The organism is Williamsia muralis (assembly GCF_002735905.1).
Classification (GTDB): domain Bacteria; phylum Actinomycetota; class Actinomycetes; order Mycobacteriales; family Mycobacteriaceae; genus Williamsia; species Williamsia muralis_A.
On sequence record NZ_PEBD01000005.1, the window covers coordinates 252,213 to 264,059 of the forward strand.

General features: G+C 64.6%; 11 protein-coding genes. 8 read left to right on the forward strand and 3 right to left on the reverse strand.

Translation table 11 applies throughout. The annotated features are described in order from the left end of the window. Positions 1-127: 127 nt before the first annotated feature. Positions 128-1,249 (reverse strand): DUF475 domain-containing protein, encoded by a 1,122-nt coding sequence (locus CSW57_RS07965; protein WP_099382286.1) that lies wholly within the window; start codon positions 1,247-1,249, stop codon positions 128-130. 103 nt (positions 1,250-1,352) lie between these two features. Next, complete coding sequence (locus CSW57_RS07970; RefSeq protein WP_099382287.1) at positions 1,353-1,928, reverse strand: TerD family protein; 576 nt, start codon at positions 1,926-1,928, stop codon at positions 1,353-1,355. Between the two features lie 229 nt (positions 1,929-2,157). On the opposite strand from CSW57_RS07970, the gene CSW57_RS07975 reads away from it, so the two are divergent. From CSW57_RS07975 to CSW57_RS08005, 7 genes are read left to right on the forward strand one after another with little or no spacing between them, the layout of a single operon-like run. Then, positions 2,158-3,372: a hypothetical protein gene (locus tag CSW57_RS07975; protein ID WP_143696499.1), complete on the forward strand. Its 1,215-nt coding sequence runs from the start codon at positions 2,158-2,160 to the stop codon at positions 3,370-3,372. Continuing rightward, entirely contained in the window at positions 3,369-4,610 is a 1,242-nt protein-coding gene (locus tag CSW57_RS07980; RefSeq protein WP_099382289.1) for an HpcH/HpaI aldolase/citrate lyase family protein, read from the forward strand. Before CSW57_RS07975 ends, CSW57_RS07980 begins: the two co-directional genes overlap by 4 nt. Next, positions 4,607-5,905 carry a phosphoribosyltransferase family protein gene (locus CSW57_RS07985; protein WP_099382290.1) on the forward strand — a complete coding sequence of 433 codons (1,299 nt, stop codon included), beginning with the start codon at positions 4,607-4,609 and terminating at the stop codon, positions 5,903-5,905. Before CSW57_RS07980 ends, CSW57_RS07985 begins: the two co-directional genes overlap by 4 nt. Continuing rightward, positions 5,902-7,032: a cysteine protease StiP family protein gene (locus tag CSW57_RS07990; protein ID WP_099382291.1), complete on the forward strand. Its 1,131-nt coding sequence runs from the start codon at positions 5,902-5,904 to the stop codon at positions 7,030-7,032. Before CSW57_RS07985 ends, CSW57_RS07990 begins: the two co-directional genes overlap by 4 nt. Then, positions 7,029-7,991, forward strand: coding sequence for an HAD family hydrolase (locus CSW57_RS07995; protein ID WP_223249120.1), 963 nt, complete (start codon positions 7,029-7,031; stop codon positions 7,989-7,991). The genes CSW57_RS07990 and CSW57_RS07995 overlap by 4 nt, the downstream gene beginning before the upstream one ends. Further along, positions 7,988-9,310 carry a TerD family protein gene (locus CSW57_RS08000; protein ID WP_099382292.1) on the forward strand — a complete coding sequence of 441 codons (1,323 nt, stop codon included), beginning with the start codon at positions 7,988-7,990 and terminating at the stop codon, positions 9,308-9,310. The genes CSW57_RS07995 and CSW57_RS08000 overlap by 4 nt, the downstream gene beginning before the upstream one ends. Before the next feature lie 21 nt (positions 9,311-9,331). Further along, positions 9,332-10,966: a TerD family protein gene (locus CSW57_RS08005; protein WP_099382293.1), complete on the forward strand. Its 1,635-nt coding sequence runs from the start codon at positions 9,332-9,334 to the stop codon at positions 10,964-10,966. Between the two features lie 18 nt (positions 10,967-10,984). Here CSW57_RS08005 and CSW57_RS08010 read toward each other — a convergent pair whose 3' ends face one another. Beyond that, positions 10,985-11,335, reverse strand: coding sequence for a hypothetical protein (locus CSW57_RS08010; protein ID WP_023959185.1), 351 nt, complete (start codon positions 11,333-11,335; stop codon positions 10,985-10,987). Positions 11,336-11,463: 128 nt separating this feature from the next. Here CSW57_RS08010 and CSW57_RS08015 point away from each other — a divergent pair, with 128 nt between their 5' ends. Next, a complete protein-coding gene (locus CSW57_RS08015; protein WP_023959187.1) occupies positions 11,464-11,805 on the forward strand; it encodes an RNA polymerase-binding protein RbpA in 342 nt (113 codons plus the stop codon). The last annotated feature ends 42 nt before the right edge of the window (positions 11,806-11,847 follow it).

An 11,847-nucleotide genomic window follows, 5' to 3' on the forward strand; every position in this document is an offset into this window, starting at 1 on the left:
GTGTCGTGGCGGAGGCTGAGAGCGAGATTGGCCGCGACGGTGCAATGTGGTTCGAGTGTACACGTGTACACCGTGCAAACGGCCGTCTCGGATATCGGGCAGATATCCGAGACGGCCGTGTACGGGATTACGTGGTGGTGACTGCGTTCTTCTCAGCTGCGTCCGTGGACGCTCCCCCGTCGCCGCCGCCTTCACGCCTGTTCGCGAGAATGCTGGAGATGGCGGCAGCACCGATGAATGCGACACCGACGAGACCGGTGATGACCTCGTTGATGTGGTACTCGATGCTGACGAACAAGATAACCGCCAGTGCACCGATTGCCCAGTGCGCGCCGTGTTCGAGGTAACGGTATTCGGAGAGTGTTCCCGCTCGCACCAGGTAGACGGTGATGGAGCGGACGAACATCGCACCGATGAAACCGAGGCCGAGGGCGATGATGATCGGATCCGCCGTGATCGCGAACGCACCGATGACGCCGTCGAAGGAGAACGAGGCGTCGAGGACCTCGAGGTAGAGGAACAGGAAGAAGCCGGCCTTGCCGGTCGCCTTCACCAGCTGGGACGGGCCGCCATCTGCTGCCGCCTGATGTTCCTCATCGAACTGCTCGGTGTGGAACAGCGATCCCAGGCCGTCGACCGCGATGTAGGTGATCATGCCGAGCACGCCGGCAACCATGATCGTGGACCGGTGCGCGTCATCGGCCAAGACCTCCGCGACCAGCACCAGGGTGCCTCCGGCGATGACAACTGCCAGTTGGTCGAGCTTACCGAGCGTGGCCAGCGGCTTCTCGAGCCAGGACAGCCAGGTGATCTCGCGGTCGGCGAGGATGAAGTTGAGGAAGAGCATGAAGAGGAACATGCCGCCGAAGGCTGCGATCTGCGGATGCGCGGCCGTGAGTATCTCCTCGTAGCTTTGCTGCCCCGAGCCTTCCTCAGGAACGTTCATCGCCAGATCAAAAGCGTCGACCGGGTTCAGTCCGGCGGTTATCCAGACGATCACCAGCGGGAATGCCAGCCGCATACCGAAAACGGCGATGAGGATGCCGATGGTCAGGAAGATCTTCTGCCAGAAGTCGCTCATCCGTTCCAGCACGGTGGCGTTGATGACCGCGTTGTCGAAGGACAACGAGACCTCGAGGATGCCGAGGATCGCGCACAGTGCGAGCGCCGTCCAGCCGCCGTACAGGAACGCCACGACAAGCGAGACGAGCGTGACCACGATCGATATCCCGAATACGCGGATGACCACGCGGACTCCTTCTTTTGTTACGTATGAACAGCGCTATCGCGGAACCGTGGGGTTCCGCGATAGCGCTGGCGTGCAGGTTCTGGCGTCGTTCTGGCCAGTCGAACTAGACGTTGACACCGTAGTCGCGTGCGATTCCGGCCAGACCGGAGGCGTACCCCTGACCGATTGCGCGGAACTTCCACTCGGCCCCGTTGCGGTACAGCTCGCCGAAGACCATGGCCGTCTCGGTGGACGCGTCCTCGGAGAGGTCGTAGCGGGCGAGTTCGTTTCCGTTGGCACGGTCGAGGACGCGGATGTAGGCGTTGCGAACCTGACCGAACGACTGCGAGCGAGCGTCGGCATCGTAGATAGAGACGGGGAAGATCACGGACTCGATGTTCGGGGGCATCGCAGCCAGATCGACGTTGATGACCTCGTCGTCACCCTCACCCTCACCGGTGGTGTTGTCTCCGGTGTGCTCGATCGCACCGTCGGGCGAGCGCAGGTTGTTGAAGAACACGAAGTGCTGGTCCGAGACGACCTTCTTGTCGCCACCGGCGCCGATGGCGCTGGCATCGAGGTCGAAGTCCGTGCCGGTGGTGGAACGGATGTCCCAGCCGAGTCCGACCGCGACTGCAGTCAGGTTCGGAGCCTCCTTGGTCAACGAGACGTTTCCACCCTTGCTCAAGCTGACGCCCATGTCAGTAACCCTTTCGTGAGGTTGTTCCAAAACTTCGTAGAAGCAGACCACGATGAGCGGGTCCCTCCGGAGCCGCTCCTTGTGAGTAACCGTACGTGAAAGTGGACATCGGCGGGAGTGTGAGGACCATTCACCGGAGCTGTTCGAATGACACGCCGGTGAGCACAACTGTCCTGGGATCGCGTTCAGCTCACCGGGTACCGGGCCCTGGTCCCAGTAGGATGCGGCTGTGGCCCGGGGCTGGTTTCGACGAGAGGACCGAAGCGTCGGTGGCAGGCCCACTGACGCCATCGACCGCGCGCGCAGCGACATGGTCAGTGCGTTTCTCCAACTCGATCAACGCTTGTCCATCATCACCGACGGGGTCGAAGCCGCGGCGGCACTCGGCATGTCGGCCGAACTGATCCGGGCATTCGCTCCGGTTCGCGAGGCCTGCTACGCGACCATCAACGACTATCTGACAGTGAGCGGCCAGGATGCGGCCACCACCACACTCGGCGATGTGCAGCGCACGATGACCCGGATCGTCGAAGCGATCCAGCTTCTCGACCGGTTCTACGAACGTAACTCCACCCAGATCGAACACGCCCGGACCTCCTACGCAGCGGTCCCCGATGAAGCTGCCAGGGCCCGAACACAGTCGGATCAGTTGCTCACCCGGCTGAGCACGCTCCCCGCCGACCAACTCTCGTATACGTCGGTCAAAACAGCTCGCGAACAACACGATCAAGCACGATTGCAGCTGGAGGCGGCTCAACTCGAGGTGTCGGGCGGGGGCGGCGACCGGGCCGGCTTGAGGAACAGGGCTGCCGCTCTTGTTGCCGCCACCGAGAAGTTGAGTCAGGCGGTCGACCGTGCGCCGACGAGGGTCGGGGAGGCCACCGCTGCGCTCGCCTCGGTCCGGACGAGGTTGTCGGCGGTACGAAACCGTAGCGCACGCATGCCTGAGGCGTACTCGGCACTGCTGCGGGAGTTCAGTGCGGCGTGTTCGAAGGACCTGATCGGCCACGATCAGCGCAGCGCTCGGGACATCGACGCGGCAGCCGCTGAAATCGATACCGCCGCAGAGGAAATGAAGTCCGATCCGGAAGCTGCATTGGCGGCGATCACTCGCGCCCGTTCGGCTCTGGCAAACGCCGAGCAACTGGTGGATGGCGTCACCGATCGATTGAATGAACTTCGTGTGGTCCAGAAGGATCCGCCGGCTGCGGCCGGTAGGGTTCGCTTCCAGATCCGAGACGCCCAACTCCTGGCGGTGAATCTCGGACTGGTCGAACAGTGGGGCTCGGTCCTCGACGCCCAGGTCTTGCGCGTGGACCGGGCCGTTGCCACACTGACCGGGCGGCACCCCGACTACTGGGGCTATCTGGTGGACCTTCGGGCCATCTCCGACTTCGTGACCGGAGTCGTGAACAAGATGAAGGACGAGGCGCGGCGTTCATGATCGAGAGAACACTCACCGACGGCACAGAAGGTAGCCGTGGTGACGGGGCGCAGGCCCATGGTGGTCCGACCAATCACATCGAGCATTTCGCCGATCTCGACCCGAAAGAGCGAGAACGCCTTTTTCACCGGTTACCGGATCGAATCGATGTGGATGCGACCCCCGAACTCCTCAGCGTGGCCCTCGGTGCAACCTTGTACATCCCGGCGAATCGGGAGCGTCTGGCCGAGCTGATCCTCCGCCAGGCACGAAGTGGATCCACGTCCATGGTGATCGATCTCGAGGACGCGATCGCCGACCACGACGTGGAACTCGCGATGAGCAATCTCGCAATGGTGCTGGACGACCTGGCCCTTCGCGCCGAGCGGGTACCGATGCTGTTCGTCCGGGTGCGCCGCGCCGAGCAGATCGATGAACTCGTCGCCAGACTCGCTGCAGGGGTCGGTGTGCTCTCCGGTTTTGTGCTGCCCAAGTTCACCGCGACCGATGGTGGTGACCACCTGGACCGGATCGGTGCCGCGAGCACACGGATCGGACGGGTGCTGTACGCGATGCCGATCATCGAGTCCACCTCGGTCCTGCATCTCGAGTCGCGTGCATACGCTCTGGAGACGATCCGCCAGGTACTGGCCCAGCACCGTGACAAGGTGCTCGCGGTGAGGATCGGTGGCACCGACATGTGTGGTGCGCTCGGGATCCGCCGTGACCCGGACCTGACCATCTATGACGTTCATCCGGTCGCCGAGGTCATCGGCTCGATCGTGAACGTGCTCGGGCGAGCCGATGGCACCGGGTTCACCATCACCGGACCGGTCTGGGAGTACTACAACACCCACGACAGGATGTTCCGGCCCCTGTTGCGCCACACGCCTTTCGAGCAGATCGACGCAGTCCGATTCCGCACGCACCTCGTCAGCCGAGACCTCGACGGGCTGCTGCGTGAGCTGGTCCTCGATCGGGCGAACGGGTTGCAGGGAAAGACGGTGATCCATCCATCGCATGTGAACGTCGTCCACTCGATGAGTGCGGTACCGCACGAGGAGTACGTCGATGCGGTGGCGGTGCTCGGGGTCGACGACGCGGGCGGGGTCGAGCCGTCGGCGTACCGGAACAAGATGAACGAACGTCGGCCCCATCGGAACTGGGCGGTCAAGACTTTGATCAGAGCGCAGGTCTTCGGGGTGCTGCAACCGGAGATCGGCGTCGTGGATCTGCTCACCTCGGTGGTCGACCGATGAACGTCCCGACAATCGGCGACAACTCGACAACGATTGCAACCCCTTACGCCACAACCAGATTCGGCCTGTCCGCCACCCACGGGTCCGGGTACCGATCGTGGCGGGTCGAGGATCTGATCCGGCCCGGCCTCCGGCGCAATCCCCGGCGGGCACATCTCTGGGTGTCCACCGTCCTCGGCAAGCACATACCGGTCGCCCCGTCGAACATCTTCGCCGCGGCAGACGATCTCGGCGATCTGGCCGTACGCGCACTCGCGGATCGAGGGCAACGCGACGGGCTGGTCTTCGGATTCGCGGAGACGGCCACCGGGCTCGGTCACGCAGTCGCTCGGCGAATCGGCGCGACGATGTACCTGCAATCGACGCGACGTAACGCGGCCGATGTGCCGGTGACAGCGCGTTTCGAGGAAGGGCACTCGCACGCGACCGACCATCTCATCGTCCCCACCGATCCTGCGGTTCTCTCCACCGATCTGCCCGTTGTGCTCGTCGACGACGAGATCTCCACCGGTGCAACTGCTTTGGATGCGATCCGTTCGATGCAAGAAATCCATCCGCGGTCGCTGTATGTCGTCGCGTCGCTGGTCGACATGCGAACGAGTGACGACATGGTGCGATGTGAGCAGCGCGCTGACGCGCTCGGGACGTCCGTCCACTTCATCAGCCTTGCGCAAGGGACGACATCGATCCCGCCCGACCTGACCGATCGGGTATTGCAACTCCCGGCACCCTCGCCGCCCGCTGCGCGCGAGCGGGGCCACGTCGAGCGACTGGACGTGGCATGGCCATCTCACGTTCCCGACGGCGGACGGTACGGATTCTCGAGGTCCGACTGGCCGCACTTCGATCGTGCGGTCACGGATGTGGCGCAACGAGTTGTCGGCCGCCTCGACGCCACCCGGCCGACAGTGGTCATCGGGCATGAGGAGCTGATGTACCTTCCCCAGCGGATCGCGGCCGAGTTGTCTGTGTGGAGTGACGCCCCGGTCTTGAGTCAAACCACAACCCGTTCACCGGCCCACGTCATCGACGACCCCACCTACCCACTGCGTCGGGGATACCACTTCCAAGCTCCGGAGCCCGATGACGCTCGAGACAGGTACCTGTACAACGCAACTCAAGACCACGACGGCGCCCGAGTCGTGATGATCGTCGATTCTCCAGCGGACACAACGGCATTGAGCGGGCCCGGTGGGCTGGTGGATGCGATGAGCGCACGCGGCGACGACCTGCTCCTCGTCGTCGTCCCTGCGACCGACTACCGGTCGCTGCGTGCGGAGAGGACGGACGGATGACAGAGCAGAGCGCCGTGACGTACCAACAGCCCCTCGTCGGGCCCGATTTCGGCAGTTATGCCGCCGACGAGGTTCGGTGGCTGCTCAAGGACCTCTCGCACGTTCCGCTCGAGGGCGACGTCGCCCTCCGCGAGAAGAGGATTCAAGCGGGCGTGGCTCACTACGCGGAGTCTCTCCCGGTTGAGTTCCAGCCGGACGCGGCATACCAGGAGTTGTTCCATCGAGTCCTGGCCGGCAGCGCGCGACGATTGGCGGTAGCAGTCGGTGCGGTGACCGATCTCGTGCTGGCCGAGCGAGGCTCTGACATCGTGCTGGTGTCGTTGGCCAGAGCCGGAACCCCGGTGGGAATTCTCATGCGGCGCTGGGCGCAACGCCATGGTTTGCAGCTCCCCCACTATGCGGTCTCGATCGTGCGCGACCGGGGGATCGACGCGAACGCCATGAGATACCTGGCAACCCACCATGAACCTGCGTCCGTGGTGTTCGTCGACGGGTGGACAGGGAAAGGGGCGATCGCACGTGAACTCGATGAAGCGCTGGCGCAGTTGGCCGCCGAAGGTGGCCCGGTGTTCGACCCGGAGCTCGCCGTACTCGCCGACCCCGGCTCCTGCGTGCGCACATTCGGGACGCGGGACGACTTCCTCATCGCCTCGGCGTGCCTCAATTCCACTGTCTCCGGGCTGGTTTCGCGCACCGTTCTGAACGAAGAGCTCATCGGTCCCGCCGACTTCCACGGGGCGAAGTTCTATGCCGAACTCGCCGATCAGGATGTCTCAGGGGTGCTGCTCGACGCGGTTGCCCGCGAGTTCGATGCCGCCGCCGACGAAGCGGCGATCCGTCGGGCGGCGATCGAGGCATCTGATCGAACGCCGACCTGGTCGGGCTGGCAATCGGTGGAGGCCGTACGCGCGCACTACGGAATATCGTCGGTCAATTTCGTCAAACCAGGGGTGGGTGAGACAACGAGGGTCCTTCTCCGCCGGGTACCGTGGCGTGTTCTCGTCCGGACCCCGGACGACCCCGAACACGAACACATCCGAGTTCTCGCCGACGCACGCGACGTACCCGTCGAAGTGGTGCCTGACCTCGCGTACAGCTGCATGGGATTGGTGAAAGAACTCCGGTGACATCCACAAGCACCACGCCATCGACCACCGCGTCTCGACGTGCTCTGGTGACGCTGGATCTCGACCGCACCCTGATCTACTCGGCCCATGCGATCGCCGAGGGTGCCGGCCCGGGCGAAGACGCCGATGCGGTGCTGTCTGCAGCGCAGTGCGTGGAGATGTACCAGGGCCGCCCGCAGTCATTCATGTCGACGATGTCGATGACCCTCCTCTGCGACCTGCACGCCGCCTCGGATGTGGTACCGACCACCACCCGCACGGTCGAGCAGTATCGGCGCATCCGACTGCCGATCGGCGTTCCCCGCTTCGCCATCACCAGTAACGGCGGCAACATCCTCGTCGACGGCCACCCCGACCCGGAATGGAGCAGGCGGGTTGCCTCTTTGCTGGACCGGCTCGCAGTGGGTGTGGACGAGGTGTTCGCCCGCCTCGCGAAGGATGCGACCGACGCCCCGTGGCTGCGGACCATGCGGATCGCCGACGGTCTGTTCTGTTACGTGGTGGTGGAGCTCGATCTCCTTCCGCCGCACGTTGTTCCGGCTTGGGCGAGCTGGGCTGCAGAACTGGGTTGGAACGTGTCCCGCCAGGGCCGCAAGGTGTACGTGATGCCTGACCCCGTGACCAAGCAACTGGCCATCGACGAGGTTAGGACGAGACTCGACTCGCCCCCCGACGTGACGTTTGCCGCGGGCGACGGGGTGCTCGATCAACCGATGCTCGTCGCAGCGGATGCGGCGATCCGCCCACGTCACGGCGAACTGGAAGAACTCGGCTGGGTTCATCCCAATGTCGCCGTCACCGCAGGGCGCGGTCTGGCCGCCTCAGAAGAGATGTTGGTCTGGATGCTGGAGCAGACAGGCACAATGGGGGGCATTGGCGAATCGGACATTCGCGCGAGCGCGCTCCCGGCCCCCGGTATCGCGAAACAATCCACACCCAACGAAGGGCTCAGGCGATGACAACAAATCTGGTCAAAGGACAAAACGGTCCGCTGTCCGCACCGACGGTGGAGATCACGGTCGACCTTGCCACCGCCGGCGACCTGTCCGCTCTGCTCGTCACCGACAGCGGCAAGGTCCGGACAGACGCAGACTTCGTGTTCTTCAACCAGCCGTCGGGACCGGGTGTCACTTTGCAGCCGGGGGCCGGCGTCGGCACCTTGTCGATCTCGCTGGCTGCGGTGCCTGCCGACATCAGCCAGGTCCGAGCGGTGATCACGCTGGAGAACGGCACATTCGGCGCGGTCGCGCCGCCGGTCGCCCGGGTTTCCGCGGGTGGACAGTCGCTGTACGAATACCGCATCGACGGCCTGTCGAGTGAGTCCATCGTCATCGCGCTCGAGGTGTACCGCCGGGGCGGTGACTGGAAGGTTCGCGCGGTCGGACAGGGTTACGCGGGAGGATTTGCCGCACTCGTGACCGATCACGGTGTGTCGGTGGACGATGCCCCGTCGCCCGCTGCAGCGCCGCCTCCTCCCCCGCCTTCTCAGCCGGTGCAGAACACCGCACCCCCGAGCTATACCCGCCAACCGACCTCGGCCCCGCAGACCCCGCCGCAACAGAACTTCCCACCGCCCCAGCAGGCCGCCCCCCAGCAGCAGCCGGCATACAACCAGCAACCTGGGTATGCCGCGCCCGCAGCGCCGGCAGCGCCCGCCGGCAGGCCAGAGGTGAGTCTGAGCAAAGACCGCCCGGTCAGTCTCGCCAAGGGCCAGCGGGTGTCGCTGAACAAAGACGGCGGCGTGGCACTGACGAACATCCAGATGGGGCTGGGCTGGGACCCGGTGACCGTCAAGAAGATGTTCGGCAATCGCAGCGCCGACATCGATCTGGATGCGTCGGTGGTCATGTTCGCCGACACACAGGTGGCCGACGTCGCCTACTACGGTCAGCTCACATCCAAGGACGGCTCAATCCGCCATCTCGGGGACAACCTCACCGGCGAGGGCGAAGGCGACGACGAGGTGATCACGGTGGATCTGACGCGGGTGCCGATCCACGTGAACGCCTTGATCTTCATCGTCACCTCTTACCAGGGGCAGACCTTCGAGCAGGTGCAGAACGCTTTCTGTCGTCTGGTCGACCAGACCAACACGGCCGAATTGGCCAGGTACACGCTGGCCGGTGGGATGCCCTATACCGGTGTGGTGATGGCCAAGGTGTTCCGCGAGGGTGGCACGTGGAAGCTGCAGGCGATCGGCGAGGGCATCACGGCCCGGCATGCCGGTGAAGCGCTTCCGCAGCTGCAGCGATTCCTCTCCAACGACTACATGAAGTAGCCCGGGGAGGATCGAGGCGAGATGACGAAGCTGGTCGCCGGCCAAAATGCGCCGATCGAGTTGTCGCACATCAGCTTTCGGGTGGCGGCCACCGGCGCGGACGCCGACCTGGTGGGTCTTGTCGTGGATTCCGACCTCCGGGTCCGTGATTCCGCTGATGTGGTGTTCTACAACCAATCCGCGACAGGCGGGGTACGGCTGGACGGCCCGCAGCTCACGGTCGACTTGGACGGCATCCGGAGCGGCGCAACCGTACTGTGCGCCGTCAGCTCGGAGCCGGCCCCGGGCTCGGGGGTGCTCGCGGAACTGACCGGGTTACCGGACGGCGAGGTCCTGTTCGGCTTCGATGTCCGACCGGCGCACGGCGAGACGGCGTTGCTGTGTTTCGAGCTCTACCAACGCGCCGGGCGCTGGCGGGTTCGTGCTCTGGGTCAGGGCTATAGTGGCGGGCTCGCCCAGTTGCTCACGAGTCACGGCGTGGACGTCGACGACCCGCCGGAACCGAAATCGAGTGCGCCAGTAAAGGTTCCCGGGACTGCTGCAGCACAACCCGATTCACGTGGCGAACTGGATCCGGCATCGGTGGTCTTGGGATCGGACTACACCGCTGCCATTGCCCGCGCTCAGGTGGTCTTCGAAGATGCGGCCCGGTCGGCAGCGGGATACGTTCAAGCGGAGGCATTTGCGATCAATCGTCTCGATCAGGAGCTGAGCGACGCGATCTCTGATCCGGCACAACGTAATTCACCCGCAGCCTCGCACCAGCGCGAACGGGCGCAACGTCGCTGCGACGAGCTGATCGCCGCTGCGCGACAGCGATTCGATGCCGATTCACAAATCCTGATCGCAGAGCTGGCAGCCCTCGATCCCCAATTGCCGCCGGCGATGGCGTCGTGGACATCGCCGGCCTGGACACGATTGAACGGACCACCCGCGAGCGGTGTGCGCATCGGCGAGTTCGCAGCTCCTGAACGTGGCGAGCTACGACTGCCCTTCTGCGTACCGACACCCATCGCTCGCCCGATCTGGGTGCTGGACGGCGATCTGCCTGCCCTGTCCGCAGTCACGTCCTTGGTGTTGCGACTGTTCGTCGCCGCGCGGACCGTACCGAACTCCTCGACAACCGCGGCCAGGTCCGTGGCAGTGGATGTGTTCGACCTCACCGGTTCGCTTGCCCCACTGTCGGATCTACTCGCCCCGCTGCTCGGCTCCGCGGCAGTGACGTCCGCCGACGTGATGGTCGACCGGCTGGGCGCGCTGGAATCGTCTCTGGAACTGGCGCAGATGGCGTTGGAAGCCGGGGACGTCGCCGACGTCTACAACAGGGTTGTTGTCATCGCGGACCTGCCGTTCGGATGGGATGCCGCAACGATGGCACGGTTGTTGCGCATCATCGACAGAGGCGGCCGGCTGGGCTGGTCGTTTGTATTGTCAGGCGCGGTCGATGAGCATGACGCCGACCCGCTGGTCAGCATGATCGCCGACCGCACGCTGATGTTCCCGATGTCCGCGGACGCCACGGCGCACGACCCCTGGGTGGGTCTGCAATGGTCGGTGAGGCCCGAACAGATCGAGCCCCAATCACCGCAAGCGCGTCAGATCGTCGCCCGCCTCGCCGACCCGGCGCCGCAGCCCGGGGCACGGCGACAGCTGTAGCGAGACCCGTCGGATCCGTCAGCGCCACCGCTCGGCTTCCTTGGCCAGAGCCACCAACTCGGCGCCGAGCTCGGCGAGTTCGGATCTGTCGGCTTCCTCGGCAACTGCCGTAGCAATGTCCTCGGCGGCGCACCGCAACCGGAACAACCGCTCGATCAGTTCATCGGCTTCGCCCGCGCTCAGAACCACTGCATCGGCCGGGATGGAAGAACCGGCGACCAGACTGCGTTGCTCGTATGCGCGTTGGCGGCAGGACTGCTTGCAGTACTTGCGACGACGGCCCATCTCCGACTCGATGACCTCGCGGCCGCACCATGAGCAGGAATTGCGGGTCCGGCTTCGTCTCGCCGTGGTGGACGAATGATCCATAGACGATGACGGTACCGGGCTGCAGACCCGAACTCGCGGAGCGACCGCGGCGTCTCGAGGACGTATTTCGCACGTGGTCCCGCAACGCGCGTAAGATGGATAGGTAATCCAACGAGAGGACAGTAGTTATGGCAGATCGAGTCCTACGCGGCAGCCGTCTCGGAGCGGTGAGCTACGAGACCGATCGCGATCATGACCTTGCTCCCCGGCGCATCGTCCAGTACCGCACCGACAATGGTGAGATCTTCGACGTCCCGTTTGCGGATGACGCCGAGATCCCGTCGACGTGGCCGTGCAAGAACGGTATGGAAGGCACCATTCTGGAAGGTGCCGAGCCGGAGGAGAAGAAGGTCAAGCCGCCGCGTACCCACTGGGACATGCTGCTCGAACGTCGAAGCGAAGAGGAGCTCGAGGTGTTGCTCGCCGAGCGCCTGGACCTGCTCAAAGCTCGTCGCCGGGGCGCCAGCTAGTCCGGTCAGTTCACGACATCGCCGCGGCACCTAACGGTGCCG

Coding starts and splice junctions, on each gene's coding strand:
- CSW57_RS08010 (WP_023959185.1), bottom strand. CDS start 11,335: ATGGATCATTCGTCCACCACGGCGAGACGAAGCCGGACCCGCAATTCC.
- CSW57_RS08015 (WP_023959187.1), top strand. CDS start 11,464: ATGGCAGATCGAGTCCTACGCGGCAGCCGTCTCGGAGCGGTGAGCTAC.
- CSW57_RS08005 (WP_099382293.1), top strand. CDS start 9,332: ATGACGAAGCTGGTCGCCGGCCAAAATGCGCCGATCGAGTTGTCGCAC.
- CSW57_RS07980 (WP_099382289.1), top strand. CDS start 3,369: ATGATCGAGAGAACACTCACCGACGGCACAGAAGGTAGCCGTGGTGAC.
- CSW57_RS07985 (WP_099382290.1), top strand. CDS start 4,607: ATGAACGTCCCGACAATCGGCGACAACTCGACAACGATTGCAACCCCT.
- CSW57_RS07970 (WP_099382287.1), bottom strand. CDS start 1,928: ATGGGCGTCAGCTTGAGCAAGGGTGGAAACGTCTCGTTGACCAAGGAG.
- CSW57_RS07990 (WP_099382291.1), top strand. CDS start 5,902: ATGACAGAGCAGAGCGCCGTGACGTACCAACAGCCCCTCGTCGGGCCC.
- CSW57_RS08000 (WP_099382292.1), top strand. CDS start 7,988: ATGACAACAAATCTGGTCAAAGGACAAAACGGTCCGCTGTCCGCACCG.